We start from the raw sequence: 15,004 nt of genomic DNA on the forward strand, positions 1-15,004 counted from the left end.
CGCCGTTTTAGCACTCTGCTCAGTGTGCTCGGCAGCCCTCACCTTCACGGCAGTTCGGCAGGGGCATCCAGGGAGGACAAGGGCGTGCGCAGGAAGTCTTTCAGCGCCGTCAGGCTCATCGGGCGCGCGAAGTAGTAGCCCTGAAAATGGTCGCACTGGAGCTGGCGGAGGTAGGCAAACTGCTCGGCCGTTTCCACGCCCTCGATCAGCACTTCCAGGCCAAGCTTGTCGGCCATGGTCACCACCCCCTCGACGATGGCGGCATCGCGAGTATCGTTGGCGACGTCGCGTACGAAGGAGCGATCCACCTTCAGCTTGTTGATAGGCAGGCGTTTGAGGTAGCTGAGGCTGGAGAACCCGGTGCCAAAATCATCCAGCGCAATGTGCACGCCCAGCCGCCGGATGGCCTGCAGGGCCTGAATGGTCGATTCGGCACTGTCCATCAACACCCCTTCGGTCAGCTCAAGCTCCAGCAGCGCGGGTGCCAGACCACTGTCGGCCAGCACCTGCTCCAGCGAGGTGAGAAAACCCGGGCGCTGAAACTGCATGGGCGAGACGTTGATGGCCACGGTGATTGGGGTGTCGTTCAGCGCATTGAGTTCCAGCGCATCGCGGCATGCGGTGGCCAGCACCCACTCGCTGATCGGAATGATCTGGCCCGTGTCTTCGGCCAGGCTGATGAACTGGGTAGGCGGGATATTGCCGCGCACCGGGTGATGCCAGCGAATCAGCGCTTCGACCCCCGCCACTCGCCCACGGTGATCAATCTGCGGCTGGTAATGGAGTTCGAACTGGTGCTGCTCAATGGCTTGCTGCAACGCATGCCGCAGGTTGACGCGCTCGGTCACCTTGCGGTTCAGCTCGTCGGTGTACCACTGGAAGGTGTTGCGTCCCCGTCGCTTCGCCTTGTACATGGCCAGGTCCGCCTGCTGCACCAGCTGGCGCGGCTCCTTGATGGTGCCGTCGTCGGTGGCAATACCGATGCTGGCGGTCATGCGCAGCTCGCTGCCGCGATACCAATAAGGAGCCGATACTCGGGCCAGCAGCCGCTCGACCACCTGCAGCACATCGTGCTCATGGGCAAGGTCCGGCAACAGCACGATGAATTCGTCACCACCAAAGCGCGCCACGGTATCCCAGGGCCGCAGCTCTCCCTCCAGCCGCTTAGCCACTTCCAACAGCATGAAGTCGCCCACTTCGTGACCCAGAGTGTCGTTGATGGGCTTGAAATCATCGAGGTCGATGAACAGTACGGCCAAATAACGGTGATAACGCTTGGCCAGCAGGCACCCCTGGGCCAGCCGTTGATCCAGCAGCAGTCGATTGGGCAGCCCTGTCAACGCATCATGGTTGGCGTTATGGCTCAGCTGGGCCTGATACTCGCGCTGGGCGGTAATATCGTTTTGAGCGCCGATGAAGTGGGTGACCACACCCCTCTCATCGCGCACGGGGGAAATGTACAGATCGTTCCAGAACGGCGCGCCGTTGCGGCGATAGTTGCGGATCACCACGTGCACGTCCCGCTGCTCCTGGATGCCCTTGCGTAACAGTGCCAGCGTTGCCGAATCCGTCTCTTCGCCCTGCAGGAAGCGACAGTTACGCCCCAGCGCCGCGTCACGAGAGTACCCGGTGATACGTTCGAAAGCGCTATTCACGTAGACCATCGGCAGGTCCGGCTGCTGCGCATCGACGATCACCACACCGTTGGTGCTGGACTCCACGCTGCGCTCCAGCAGGGTCAACTGGCGTTCGGTAGCCTTGCGCTGGGTAATGTCCTGGCTAGAGCCCTGAACCTGAATGATCTGCCCCTGCTCATCGCGCACGGCTCGGCCAATGGCACGCACCCAGCGCCGCTGCCCTTGGCGGGTGATGACTTCATACTCGCCGTCGAAGCTGACACCCTCCGCCGCACAGGCCTGAAAATCGCGCTTGAGCCGCTCACGGGATGTCGGCGCGTAGAATGCAAACGCCTCGTCCGTGGAAGGTTGAAACCCGGCGGGCATGCCGTGGATATGGCACAGCTCATCGGACCACACCGGCACATTATTGACCGTATCGACATACCAGCCACCGATATGAGCGGTTTCACCGGCAATCCTGAACAACCGTTGATTACGTCTTAGCTGCTTCTCTACCGCCTTGCGCTGGGTAATATCCCGAGCAATGACGTAGATCACCTGATCGCCGGTAGAGGCGGTGACTTCGATCCACACCCTGCGCCCATCGGCGGTCAGTGCACACACCGAAAAGGCGTCGAGCTTGTCGCCACGACACAGCCGCGCCAGGGCCTCCTCGATGGCCGGATGGTCGCGGGGTTCCACCACGACGCTGCAGGGCTTGCCCAGTAGCGCCGATGCCTCATAACCCAGCAAGGTCTCGAAGCGTGGGTTGACGCTGAGCAGCTTACCCGCAAAGTCGATGCAGCAGAACAAGTCCTGGGAAAGCAGGAAGAACTGGTCTAACTTGCCTTGCGGTTCATCAACGGACATGGGCATTCCAGGCAGGGTTGGGCGCATCGCGCGCGGGTCTTAAATGGACCGGTTATTTTTACTGTGTGGCCGGGTGCTTTATGATGAGAATTATCACAGTTCGACGCGCCGTGTCAGCGGCAAAGGGAGTATAACGTGTTACCCATCACGAAATTGCGCATCGCCACGCGAAAAAGCCAGTTGGCCATGTGGCAAGCCGAATATGTTCGCGACCGCCTGATGGCGGCCCACGATGGTCTGGAGGTCGAGCTTGTTCCGCTGTCCACCAAAGGCGACAAGATCCTCGACACGCCGCTTTCCAAAATCGGCGGTAAAGGATTATTCGTCAAGGAGCTCGAAGACGCCATGCTGGATGGCCGCGCCGATATCGCCGTGCACTCCATGAAGGATGTGCCGATGCACTTCCCTGAAGGGCTGGGGCTGTCGGTCATTCTGGAAGGCGCCGACCCAACCGATGCGTTTGTCTCGAACCATTACGCCAGCGTCGAGGAGCTGCCGGAAGGTGCCCGCATCGGCACCGCCAGCCTGCGCCGGGGCCTGCAACTCCGTGAAGCGCGCCCAGACCTGCAGATTCTCAACCTGCGCGGCAACGTACAAACTCGTCTGGCCAAGCTGGACGACGGCGAGTTCGAAGCCATCATCCTGGCGACCTCAGGCCTGCAGCGCTTGGGGCTGGACGCCCGGATCGCCCAGGCGCTTCCACCGGAAGTATGTTTGCCTGCCTGCGGCCAAGGGGCGCTGGGCATCGAATGCCGCCTGCACGATCCCGACCTGATTGCACTGCTGGCCCCGCTGGATGACCCGGACACCGCCACCCGTGTGCGCGCCGAGCGCGCCATGAATACCCGCCTGGAAGGCGGCTGCCAGGTGCCCATCGCAGGCCACGCCGTACTGGACAAAGCCAATGACACGCTCTGGCTGCGCGGCCTGGTGGGCAACCCGGAAGGCACCGAGGTACTGCGTGCCGAAGGCCGAGGCTCCATTCACGAACCGGAAGCACTGGGCATTCGCATCGCCGAAGAGCTGCTGGATCAGGGGGCTGGTGACATCCTGGCCGAGGTCTACGGCAGCAACGTATGACGCTACCGGTGCTGATTTGTCGCCCCGGTGAACGCGGCGACGCACTAGCCTACGCGCTAGGCGAGCAGGGGTGGGAGGTTGCACCTCTGGACGTCATGCGCCTGGAAGCATTGGCGGAAGATGCGACGCAGCGCCAAATCTGGCTGGATATCGATCAGTACCATAAGATAGTAGTCGTCAGTCCCTTTGCCGCTTACTGTTTGAGTGAAGCGCTGGATCGCTACTGGCCGCAGTTGCCAATCGGCATCGATTATTACAGCGTGGGCCGCAGCACTGCCAGTGCACTGCATGACCAGCTTGGCGTACGAGTGCGTGTTCCCCCGCCCCAGCGGGGAGAAGACACCAGCGAAGCACTCCTGTCGCTGGCCTCGCTGGCCCGCCTGGACCATCAGCGGGTGCTGCTGGTCGCTGGAGAAGGGGGACGCACCCTGCTCGCGGATACGCTGACCGAGCGGGGCGCCTGCGTCACTCGGCTGGCCGTTTATCGGCGCGTATACCAGCCGCCCTCGGCGGCCATGCAGCAGTGTCTGGCAAACGGCCATTACCGAGCGTTAATCGTCACCAGCGGCGAACTACTTGAATATCTGGCAAAATGGTGTGGTCCAGCTGCGTTGAACCAACCGCTAATCGTTTCCAGTCGCCGTTTAGCTACACTGGCCGGTAGACTGGGTTTTTGTGACCTCAAGGTGGCGTCGGGAGCAACGCCGGCTGCGCTGGTGGCCGCGTTGGATCGGTCCTGCAACCCCTAGGGTGCCGATGTCGATCAAGGAACTTAATAAGGGCTAGCGACAGATGAGCAAACAACCAACTGATCAGGAAGGCGTCAACCAGGCGTCTACCGATGCATCCAAGGGCGGCACCCCTGCTGGTGACGCCACCGCCACCCGAGACTCGGGCACCCACGGCTCTTCGTCTTATGCCGCCAAGAACAGCCGTTCACGGCGGCGGCATAAAAACACCAGCAATACGGCAGCGACCCCTGCGGCAACCGCAGCGGCCGACACCCCGAAAGAGAGCGTCGCAGATACCAACCCCACCGCCAAACCGGCAGATGAAAAGCCTGCCAGACACAGCGGGCCTGCTCCAGCAGGCGGCGGCGCGAAGCCCACGCCGCCGCCCTCCAACAACGGTGGCGGAAACGGCAAGGGTGGCGGCATTGCCATTGCGCTGGTGGTTATCCTGGCACTCGCCCTGGGTATCGTTGCCTGGCAAGGCTGGCAGCGCCTGGATAGCCAGCAGCAGCGCATCGACGAGCTGGCCCAACAGACCCAGGACAGCGCCACACAAGCCTCGGTCAGCGACCTGGAAGCACGTTTAGAGTCCGGTGAAGCCGAGCGCAGTCAGGCGCTGGACAGCACCATGAGCGAACTGCGCAGCGAGCTGGACAGCTACCGCAGCGACGTCAACAGCACCCTGGATGAGGTGCTGGCCCAACTGTCACAAGAGCAGGAAACCGACGAGCGCGACTGGCTACACGCCGAAGCCGCCTACCTGCTGCGTCTGGCGAACCAACGCCTGCAGCTCGAAGGCGATGTGGATGGTGCCGCTGCCCTGCTGCGTACTGCCGATGCTCGCCTGGTCGATGCCGACAACCCGGCACTCACCTCGGTGCGCCGAGAAATCGCCAGCGAGCTGGCCGCACTGGATGCCGTGCCCCGTGTCGACCGTACCGGTATCTACCTGGCGCTCAACGCGCAGCAGGAGCGCATTTCAGGCCTACGGCTCTCCCAGGAGATCGAAGAGCGCGCCGTAACATCAGGAATCGAGCAGCCGCCGACCGGCACTTTCCAGCGCCAGCTGGCCCGCTTCGGTGAAGAGCTGAAAGACCTCGTGGTCATTCGTCATCACGATGAAGCCCTCGAAACGCTGATCACACCGGAACAAGAGTCCTATCTGCGTCAAAGCCTGCGTCTGGTGCTGGAGCAGTCGCAGCTGGCCCTGCTGCAAGAAGAGCAGGAACTGTATGAAGCCAGCCTCGACAAGGCGCTGGAACTGCTGAATGGCTACTACGCCACCGAGCGCGAAGAAACCCAAAGCGTCATCGCGCGTCTGCAGGAGCTCAAGCAGGTTCAGGTCAAGCCCGAGCTGCCGGACATCAGTGCTTCCCAGCAGGCACTGGCCAGCTTCATCGACAATCGCTTCGAATCGCGCCGCCAGGACGGAGGTGATGCATGAGAAAACTTATCCTGCTGATCGTTGCAGGCCTGGCGGTTGGCGCACTGTTTGGGCACCTGATGATGTCAGTGCCCGGCTACTGGCTGATTCGAGTGGGCGACACCTCGGTCCAGACGTCGTTCTGGTTCGGTCTGGTACTGCTGCTGGCGGCCTTCATCGTGCTGCACTTCGTGCTGCGCCTGCTGACCGGCATCATTCGTCCCGTGGGGCGCTTTCGCACCTGGAACAGCCGCGCCCGCAACCGCCGCGCCATGAAGCGCACCGTACATGGGCTGGTGGCGCTCACCGAAGGCCGCTGGAAAAAAGCCGAGAAGACCTTGGTACGCGCTGCCGATGACTCCAGCACCCCGCTGGTGAACTACCTGGCAGCCGCCCTGGCGGCCCACTATCAGGGCTACCACGAGAAATCTCAGGAGCACTTGAATCAGGCGCAGCTCACCACCGACGGCGCCGACACCGCCATTGGCCTGATGCAGGCCCAGCTGATGATCGACCGCCAACAGCCCGAAGAAGCGCTGGCGATCCTCAACCGACTGGACAAGCAGCTCTCCAACCATCCTCAAGTGCTGAAACTGCTCAAGCAGGTGCATTTGAGCGTCAACGACTGGGAAGGGCTGCGTCGCCTCATTCCACGCCTGGCCGCGCAGAAGCTGATTACCCAGCAAGAGCGCGAGCAGCTGGAGTTCAAGGCCTACCGGGAGCTGATTCTGTTCGAAGCCAAGAACCCGTCCAATATCGAGCGTGTGCGCGGGCTATGGGCCGACATGCCCGACTATCTGCGGGCCAATACCGAGCTGATCGTGCTCTACACCGAAGCCCTGCTGCAATCCAACGAAGAACCGATTGCCGAGCGGCTGCTCAATCACTCCCTGGACCATCATTGGGATGCGCGCCTGGTCAAGCGCTATGGCCTGCTGAACGTCGACGCCGCGCGCCAGCTGGCCAAGGCGCAGAAATGGCTGCAAGAGCGCCCCAACGACCCGGAACTGCTGCTGGCCTGTGGCCGCCTGTCACTACGGGTTGGCCAGTGGGAAAAGGCCCTTGAGTATTTCGAGGCCAGCCAGCGCCAGCGCCCGAACGGTGAGGTCTGTGCCGAGCTTGCACGCCTGTACGCCAGCTTGGGCGAGCACAACAAGAGCCAGCTCTACTACCGGCACAGCGTGGACATGCTGGCCAAGTCGCTGCCTTCACTGCCACAGCCCAGCGATGCCCATGACAGCAAGCAGGGTGGCCAGAAAGCAACGCCGCGCAAGGCATGACCCTCGCAAGGAAGGTCGCTTGAATGCAACAGGGTGCCCCGAGGGGCACCCTGTTGCGTTATGGGCAGGGCAAGTAACCATTCACGCGGCAATGGCTACCGCGGTATGCGTCGTCCAGGCTGCGGGAAAAACGGCTAAACGGTTACACTGATGTTTTGATGGCATGATGAAGGCCCCCTGTTGACATGATCGGCGCAACCCCCGCCCTCCCCCTCTATCTTGGCCTGCCCATGTGGGCCAATCAGGATTGGCAGGGCAGCCTCTATCCTCGCCAGGCCAAAACCGAGCTGCTCAGCGACTATGCGGCGGTGTTTTCCAGCGTCGAGGGCAATACGACGTTTTACAGTGGCACGCCCAAACCCGATGTCATCGCCGCTTGGGCGCGCCAGGCGCCGCCGCATTTTCGCTTCTGCTTCAAGCTGCCGGGCCGGATTACCCACGACCAGCGTCTGGCCCAACCTGGGGATGCCTGGGCGTTTCTGGACGCGCTGACGCCCCTGCACGACCGGCTAGGCCCTACCATGGTGCAGCTACCCAGAGACTTTGTCCCTGCCGAACTCCCCCGGTTGGAAGCCCTGCTCGCCCAGTGGCCAGCGCATTTGCCCTGTGCGGTAGAGGTTCGCCACCCTGTTTTTTTCCACAAGGGTGACGCAGAGAGGGCCTTGAACCGCCTGTTGATAACTTATTCAGTCAACCGAGTCATGCTGGATGTGCGCCCGGTATTCTCTACGCCGCATGAAGGGCACGCTGGGCTGGCCCACGCCCAGCAGGAGAAGCCGAAACTCCCGCTACACGTGCTTTCCACTGGTCAACAACCCATCATTCGCTTCATTGGGCATATTGACAAAGCGATCAACACTCGCTACTTCGCCCCTTGGATAGAACAGCTCAGCCTGTGGATAAAACAGGGGAAAACCCCTTTTTTATTTGTGCATACCGCAGACAACCGTGAGTCTCCCCAGATGGCTCGCCACCTCTATCGCCTGGTGCAGGCCAAGACCGCTTTGGCAGACCTGGTGCCCTTCGCCGAGGAAAAGCAGAGCCAGCTATTTTAAGCCGCCTTTTTAGGCTGGCTCACTGGCAAGCCTACCCTTGATCGGATAAATTGCGCGTTCTTTCGGAAAAGCACGCTGGCAATCTCTTTTTTCCGAACATCGGCGCAATCTGCCGATATCGACCCATTACAATTGAACTGAAACAGGTGATTTATGGCAAAACTTGCGCATGCACAGTGGTCATCTCGTATGGGCTTTGTGCTGGCCGCGGCGGGCTCCGCCGTTGGCCTGGGCAATATCTGGCGCTTCTCGTACATGGTGGGCGACAGCGGTGGCGCCGCTTTCGTTCTGGTCTATTTGGCCTGTGTGGCACTGGTCGGCCTGCCCATTCTGGTCGCCGAGTGGATGATTGGCCGTCGCGGTCAGAAGAACCCCATCAATACCATGGCCGAACTGGCCGCCAATCATGGCCGCTCGAAAGCGTGGGCACTGGTCGGCGTCAGCGGCGTCCTGGCTGCCTTTCTGATTCTCTCGTTCTACAGCGTCATCGGCGGCTGGTCGTTGAACTATACGCTGGGTTCGGTGCTCGGCAGCTTCAATGACCAGGACGCTGACAGCATTGGCGCCATCTTCAGCGGCATGTTGGGCAGCCCTACCGCCCTGCTGCTGTGGCATACGGCCTTCATGGTGTTGGTCGTTGGGATCGTGGCACGCGGGGTCACCAAAGGCCTGGAAAGCGCTGCTCGCACCCTGATGCCTGCCCTGGTGGTCCTGATGCTGGTGCTGGTGGGTTACGGCATGACCAGCGGCTACTTTGGTGAGGCCCTGAGCTTCATGTTCAGCCCCGATTGGGATGCGCTGGATGGTGGTGTCGTACTGGCGGCCATGGGCCAGGCATTCTTCACGCTGTCGCTGGGCATGGGGATCATGATGGCCTACGGCTCGTACCTGGGCGAAGACGTCAACCTGATCAGCACCGCGCGAACGGTCATCCTGCTGGATACCGCCATCGCCCTGCTGGCGGGCCTGGCCATCTTCCCCATCGTCTTTGCCAACGGCCTGAGTGCTGGCGAAGGCCCCGGCCTGATCTTTGTCACCCTGCCCCTGGCGTTTGGCAACATGACCGGCGGCACCATTCTGGGCCTGATGTTCTTCCTGCTGCTGACCTTTGCCGCCCTGACGTCGGCCATTTCACTGCTGGAACCGGTGGTGGAAACTCTGGAAGAGCGCACGTCGATGCCACGCATCGTGGCCACATTGGTGAGCGGAGTGGCGGTATGGGCACTGGGTGTCGCGGCGCTGCTGTCGTTCAACGTATGGGCAGACGTGCTGTTCTTTGGGCTGAACATCTTCGACCTGCTGGATACCTTCACCAGCAAGATCCTGCTGCCATTGACCGGCCTGGGTGCGATCGTATTCTTCGCCTTCTGCCTGGATAAAGAAGAAGCGCGCAAGGAACTGAGGCTGGATGTCTACGACTACAGCCTGTGGAACCTGCTGGCCAAATACGTCGCCCCCATCGGGGTCACGGTGGTTTTCCTGGCAGGCCTGTTCTAACTCGCCGCTGGGTCGGCAAGCTTACCCAATAGAGAGGGCGTTACCGTGGCGTAACGCTTTCTCGCCTTCCTTCACCAGCCTCTTCTTCGGCTGGCTAGTGCAGTTCGCTCTCTTGCGGGTCGTCATCGTCTGGCAAGGGAGCGATATCCCGTGACAGCTTCTGGAATTCCCGGTGCAGCTCGATGCCCCGACGCGCTCTCAGGCTACGTTGGGCGGCGCTGCGCCGACGTTGGGCATGCTCATCGACCTCCATACTCATGAATATGTCGAGCAATTCGCTTTTTACCGAGGTCATTCGTTCGACGTTTCTCATAATCGACGCTCCTCCAGGTGAGTTGCCTACGTCCACCTGCATCCGTGACGACTGATTTTTAAATGATGCAGTGCGGCACGTCACTTCTTACTATAACCTACTTGACAAAATGATGACGATTCTTGAAGAAATGGGTTAACGCCTTTTAAACGGCAGCACTCTCGTGAAGGACGCTGCCCCCGATGCAACACTCAGGCATACTGTGGCCTCTTTATGGCCGCACAAGCACGATCAAGAATTTAAGGAGCTGAACGTGAGCCGCGCCCTGTTCGATGAAATGAGACGCCGCATGGAGCATTTCCGTCGCTCCGAACAAAAGGTCGCGCGGTTCGTGCTGCGCAACCCCGATGAAGTCATTCACATGCGCATCGTGGACCTGGCCACCGAAGCAAAGGTGAGCGAGCCTACGGTGGTGCGCTTCTGCCGTGCGCTGGGCTGCAACGGCTTTCAGGATTTCAAGCTGCAGCTGGCCCAGATGCTGGCCAGCGGAAGCCAGTTCGCGCAGTTCTCGATGAACGACAGCGACTCGGTGGCCGAATTCTCCCACAGCATTTTCGACTCCACCGTGGGCACACTGCTGTCGGTGCGCGACCGGCTCGATAACGATGCGCTGGGCAAGGCCGTCAATGCACTGGCCATGGCCAATCGCGTCGAGTTCTACGGCTTTGGCGCCTCCGGCGCGGTGGCCTTCGATGCCCAGCACAAGTTTTTCCGCCTGCAGATCTCGACCTCTGCCTACGCCGACCCGCACATGCAGAACATGTCGGCGGTGACCCTGCAAGAGGGCGACGTGGTAGTCGCCATCTCGCAGACAGGCCGTACCCGGGCGCTGGTGGCCAGCGTTCGCCTGGCCCGCGAAGCAGGCGCCACCGTGATCGGCCTGTGTCCCAGCGAATCGCCGCTGGCCCAGGAAGTGAGCCTGCCGCTGTTCATCGACGTGCACGAAGACACCGAGATCTACACCCCGCTCAGCTCGCGTATTGCCCACCTGGTGCTGATCGACGTGCTGGCGGTGGGCGTGGCCAAGACCCGGGGCCCCAAACTGGCCGAGCAGCTGAAAGCGGTGAAGAAGAGCCTGACCACGCTGCGTTACCCGGAAGAGTCCTGAGCAACGGTTCTGAGAAAGAGCCCTGAGCCAGCGTCCTGAAGACACGCTGTATGCACAGCCAGTGTGCTGGCTGTGCTAGACTGGTCGCCCCTTTTTTGAACCGGCAGCGGCTTATATGGACGACGTCACGGCGATACTCGATCATCTCAACCCGGCCCAGCGGGAAGCCGTCAGTGCGCCCCAGGGCAACCTTCTGGTACTGGCCGGCGCCGGTTCCGGCAAAACGCGTGTGCTGGTCCACCGCATTGCCTGGCTGATGCAGGCCGAAGGGCTTTCCCCTTATGCCCTGCTGGCCGTCACGTTTACCAACAAGGCAGCCCGCGAGATGCGCACGCGTCTGGAAGCCTTGCTGGGCATCTCCATGCGCCATGTCTGGGTGGGTACCTTTCACTCGATCTCGCACCGGCTGCTGCGCACCCATTGGCAGGATGCCCGCCTGCCCCAGCACTTTCAGATCATCGACTCCGATGACCAGCTGCGGCTGATCAAGCGGCTGCTGAAAGATTACTCGATTGACGATGAGCGCTTCCCGCCACGCCAGGTGCAGGGGTTCATTTCTGGTTGCAAGGAAGAGGGCCTGCGACCCCATCAGGTGAACGTCAATGGCGATGCGTACCTCGCCCAGATGGTCGAGCTCTACGAGCGCTACCAGTTCACCTGCGAGCGAGGCGGGCTGGTGGATTTCGGTGAGCTGCTGCTGCGCAGCCTGGAGCTGTTGCGCGACAACCCGCCGTTGCTGAACCACTATCGCGAGCGCTTTGGCCATGTGCTGGTGGACGAGTTTCAGGATACCAATACCCTGCAGTACGCCTGGCTCAAGCTGCTCACCGGCCAGCAGACCCCGATGACCGCCGTGGGCGATGACGACCAGTCCATTTACGGCTGGCGGGGCGCCAAGGTCGAGAACATTCGTCGCTTCGAAGAAGAGTTTCCCAACACTCATACCGTGCGCCTGGAGCAGAACTATCGCTCTACCAGCGCGATTCTGGAAGCGGCCAATACGCTGATCAGCCACAACAGCGAGCGTCTCGGCAAGAACCTATGGACCGATGGCGCCGAAGGCGAGCCTATCTCGGTGTATGCGGGGTTCAACGACCTCGAAGAGGCCCGCTATATCGTCGATACCATCAAGGAGAAGGTCAACGAAGGCTTCAACCGCCGGGACGTGGCCATCCTCTACCGTTCCAACGCCCAGTCGCGCCTGCTGGAAGAGACGCTGATTCGCCAGGGCATGCCCTATCGTATCTATGGCGGCCACCGCTTTTATGAGCGGCTGGAAATCAAGAACGCCCTGGCCTACCTGCGCTTGCTGCTCAACCGTGATGACGATGCCTCCCTGGAGCGCGTCATCAATGTGCCCACCCGAGGCATCGGCACGCGCACCGTGGAAATCGTCCGCCATCACGCCCGGGAGCAGAGCGTATCGCTGTGGCAAGCGCTGCACGATGCGATCCAGGACGGCACCTTGAAAGGCCGCGCAGGCAACGCCGTGCAGGCCTTTACCAACCTGATCGAGCAGCTGGACAACGACACCTCCGGGCTGCCGCTCCACGAGATCATCGACCACGTCACGGCACGCACCGGGCTGATCGAACACCATCAAAGCGAGCGCGGTGAAAAAGGCCAGGCCCGGGTCGAGAACCTGGAAGAGCTGGTCAACGCGGCCCGGGCCTTTACCCATGGCGATGCCTTCGAGACACCGGAAGCCGGAGAAGGCATGGCCGCGCTGGAAGCCTTCCTTTCGGAAGCCGCCCTCAACGCAGGCGACCATGAAGCCGAGGAGTTCGAAGACAGCGTGCAGCTAATGACCCTGCACTCGGCCAAGGGGCTGGAGTTTCCGGTGGTGTTCATTGCCGGGGTGGAAGAGGGGCTGTTTCCCCACAAGATGTCCGTGGAGGAGCCAGGCCGCCTGGAGGAGGAGCGCCGCCTGTGCTACGTGGGCGTGACGCGCGCCATGCAGAAGCTCTACCTGACCCACGCCGAGACTCGCCGCCTGCACGGCAAAGAGGTGTTTCCCCGCCCCTCCCGGTTTCTCCGTGAGCTACCGCCTCATCTGCTGGAAGAAGTGCGTCTGCGCGGCCATGTCTCGCGCCCCGTGACCGCTTCACGGCCCAGCTTTGCCCAATCCAGCATCGAAAGCGACGGCGACCTGCCTGCCCTGCATGTCGGCCAGCGGGTGGGCCACCCGGTGTTCGGCGAAGGCATCATTCTGAACGCCGAAGGCGAAGGCGCTCGGGCGCGGGTTCAGGTGAGCTTTGACGGCGAAGGCGTGAAGTGGCTGGTACTCGGGTTTGCCAAGCTCTCCCCCCTGTAACCCGTTGACCCGCCAGCAGGCGTGAGCACTTGCCCAATAAAACCTGCTTGGCGCATACTGGCAGGCGGACACTGCGCTCACTGCGCTTATAAAAAACTTCCAATAATTTCGGAGTCATGCCCGCCATGCAACGCCGTCAATTCCTGAAAACCGCCGGCCTGGGTGCCGCCGGTGTCGCTGCTGCACCGTTCGTATCGACTGCCAGCGCCAATGAAACCTATACCTGGGACATGGTGACTTCATGGCCCAAGAATTTCCCGGCTCTGGGCACCGGCGCCAATGACTTTGCTCGCCGTGTGGAAGAGCTTTCCAACGGCCGTATGCGTATTCGGGTCCATGGCGCGGGCGAGCTGGTGCCTGCGCTGGAAGTCTTCGATGCGGTCGCCGCCGGCACCGCCGAAATGGGCCACTCCGCCTCTTACTACTGGCGTGGCAAAGTGGCCGCCTCGCAGTTCTTCACGGCAGTGCCGTTTGGCATGAACACCACCGAAATGAACGCCTGGCTGTACCATGGCGGCGGTCAGGAGCTGTGGGACGAGATCTACGCCAACCACAACCTGAAGCCTTTTGCCGTCGGCAACACCGGCACTCAGATGGCGGGCTGGTTCAAGAAAGAGATCAATTCGCTGGCCGACATGCAGGGCATTCGCCTGCGCCTGCCGGGCTTGGCCGGTGAAGCCATGAACGGTATCGGTGTCACCACCGTGAACATGCCAGGCTCCGAAATCTTCACTTCGCTGCAAACCGGTGTTCTGGATGCCGCCGACTGGGTAGGCCCCTACAACGACATGGCCTTCGGCCTGCATCAGGTGGCCGACTACTACTACACGTCGGTATGGAACGAGCCCACGGCGGTACTGGAAGGCACCGTCAACCTGGACGCCTGGAATGCCCTGCCGGAAGACCTGCAGGACGTGATTCGCGAAGCGGCACGTGCCTCCAACCTGGCCATGATCAGCGAGTTCGCCTACCGCAATGCCCAGGCGCTGGAAACGCTGGTCGACGAGCACGGCGTGCAGCTGCGCACCTTCCCGGAAGACGTCATGGCCGCGCTGTACGAGTCCTCCAAGGAAGCCATTCAGCGTCAGGTCGATAGCGACGAAGAGTCGCGCCGCGTATGGGAATCCTACTCGGCCTTCCAGAGCGTACTACGTCCCTTCAGTGATATCGGCGAATACGCCTACCTGAAGAGTCGTGACAACGTAGGGGCGTAATCACCCTACGGTCTCAAAAGGGCGCCTCGGCGCCCTTTTTGTTGTGACGACGGTGGCATGGCAACGTCAGCTGTGAACCGCTCTGATCCGGCCATTGTCGTCCAGTGCCACCATGACGAAACGCGCTTCGGTGACTTTCTGTCGCTCTTCGATGTGTCGGCCATGGGGTGGGCGCACCCAGACCTCCACGTCGATACGGATCGAGCTGTGGCCAATATCCTGTACCTGGGTGTATACACTGACCATGGATCCCACACGCACCGGGCTTAGAAAATCCATGGCTTCGATGGCAACCGTGGCAGTACGCCCGCCTGCCTCGCGGCCAGCGGCCAGCTCGGCGGCCTGGTCCATATGATTCACCAGCCAGCCACCGGGAATGTCCCCGTAGAGGTTGGTATCCTGACGAGAAGCCAGTAACTTTAACGTGAGCTGCCCTTGGGGGGCGGGAGCATCGTCCACATCGGAATCCAGTGGTGTCATGAGGTCGTCGCTTTGCAAGG

Annotated in this window: 12 protein-coding genes; 9 read left to right on the forward strand and 3 right to left on the reverse strand. The window is 61.4% G+C overall.

All coding sequences use genetic code 11. The features are described from left to right. Window positions 1-44: 44 nt before the first annotated feature. Window positions 45-2,489: a sensor domain-containing protein gene (locus HSS18214_RS0111605; protein ID WP_016915464.1), complete on the reverse strand. Its 2,445-nt coding sequence runs from the start codon at window positions 2,487-2,489 to the stop codon at window positions 45-47. 135 nt (window positions 2,490-2,624) lie between these two features. Here HSS18214_RS0111605 and hemC point away from each other — a divergent pair, with 135 nt between their 5' ends. The 6 genes from hemC to HSS18214_RS0111635 all read left to right on the forward strand — a co-directional run bounded on the left by hemC (window position 2,625) and on the right by HSS18214_RS0111635 (window position 9,555). Next, window positions 2,625-3,569 (forward strand): hydroxymethylbilane synthase, encoded by a 945-nt coding sequence (hemC, locus tag HSS18214_RS0111610; RefSeq protein WP_016915465.1) that lies wholly within the window; start codon window positions 2,625-2,627, stop codon window positions 3,567-3,569. Further along, window positions 3,566-4,318: a uroporphyrinogen-III synthase gene (locus HSS18214_RS0111615; RefSeq protein WP_016915466.1), complete on the forward strand. Its 753-nt coding sequence runs from the start codon at window positions 3,566-3,568 to the stop codon at window positions 4,316-4,318. Before hemC ends, HSS18214_RS0111615 begins: the two co-directional genes overlap by 4 nt. 43 nt (window positions 4,319-4,361) lie before the next feature. Next, the gene (locus HSS18214_RS0111620) at window positions 4,362-5,744 is read left to right on the forward strand and encodes a uroporphyrinogen-III C-methyltransferase (RefSeq protein WP_016915467.1); all 1,383 of its coding nucleotides are present in this window, start codon (window positions 4,362-4,364) and stop codon (window positions 5,742-5,744) included. Beyond that, window positions 5,741-7,003: a heme biosynthesis HemY N-terminal domain-containing protein gene (locus tag HSS18214_RS0111625; protein ID WP_016915468.1), complete on the forward strand. Its 1,263-nt coding sequence runs from the start codon at window positions 5,741-5,743 to the stop codon at window positions 7,001-7,003. Before HSS18214_RS0111620 ends, HSS18214_RS0111625 begins: the two co-directional genes overlap by 4 nt. 185 nt (window positions 7,004-7,188) lie before the next feature. Further along, entirely contained in the window at window positions 7,189-8,058 is an 870-nt protein-coding gene (locus HSS18214_RS0111630; RefSeq protein ID WP_016915469.1) for a DUF72 domain-containing protein, read from the forward strand. A 153-nt stretch (window positions 8,059-8,211) separates the two neighbouring features. Next, window positions 8,212-9,555, forward strand: a complete 1,344-nt coding sequence (locus HSS18214_RS0111635; protein ID WP_026001899.1) for a sodium-dependent transporter — start codon at window positions 8,212-8,214, stop codon at window positions 9,553-9,555. 94 nt (window positions 9,556-9,649) lie between these two features. Here the strand turns inward: HSS18214_RS0111635 and HSS18214_RS0111640 are convergent, their stop codons facing one another. Beyond that, window positions 9,650-9,868: a PA3496 family putative envelope integrity protein gene (locus tag HSS18214_RS0111640; RefSeq protein ID WP_016915471.1), complete on the reverse strand. Its 219-nt coding sequence runs from the start codon at window positions 9,866-9,868 to the stop codon at window positions 9,650-9,652. Between the two features lie 253 nt (window positions 9,869-10,121). Here HSS18214_RS0111640 and hexR point away from each other — a divergent pair, with 253 nt between their 5' ends. From hexR to HSS18214_RS0111655, 3 genes are all read left to right on the forward strand, one after another. Beyond that, on the forward strand, window positions 10,122-10,976 hold the full coding sequence (gene hexR, locus HSS18214_RS0111645) for a transcriptional regulator HexR (protein WP_016915472.1): 855 nt from the start codon (window positions 10,122-10,124) through the stop codon (window positions 10,974-10,976). A gap of 115 nt (window positions 10,977-11,091) precedes the next feature. Further along, window positions 11,092-13,290 (forward strand): DNA helicase II, encoded by a 2,199-nt coding sequence (uvrD, locus tag HSS18214_RS0111650; protein WP_016915473.1) that lies wholly within the window; start codon window positions 11,092-11,094, stop codon window positions 13,288-13,290. Window positions 13,291-13,415: 125 nt separating this feature from the next. Then, a complete protein-coding gene (locus HSS18214_RS0111655) occupies window positions 13,416-14,504 on the forward strand; it encodes a TRAP transporter substrate-binding protein (RefSeq protein WP_016915474.1) in 1,089 nt (362 codons plus the stop codon). A gap of 66 nt (window positions 14,505-14,570) precedes the next feature. Here HSS18214_RS0111655 and HSS18214_RS0111660 read toward each other — a convergent pair whose 3' ends face one another. Next, window positions 14,571-14,984 carry an acyl-CoA thioesterase gene (locus HSS18214_RS0111660; RefSeq protein ID WP_016915475.1) on the reverse strand — a complete coding sequence of 138 codons (414 nt, stop codon included), beginning with the start codon at window positions 14,982-14,984 and terminating at the stop codon, window positions 14,571-14,573. Between the last annotated feature and the right edge of the window lie 20 nt (window positions 14,985-15,004).

Origin of the sequence: Vreelandella stevensii S18214, from assembly GCF_000275725.1 — a bacterium.
Classification (GTDB): Bacteria; Pseudomonadota; Gammaproteobacteria; order Pseudomonadales; family Halomonadaceae; genus Vreelandella; species Vreelandella stevensii.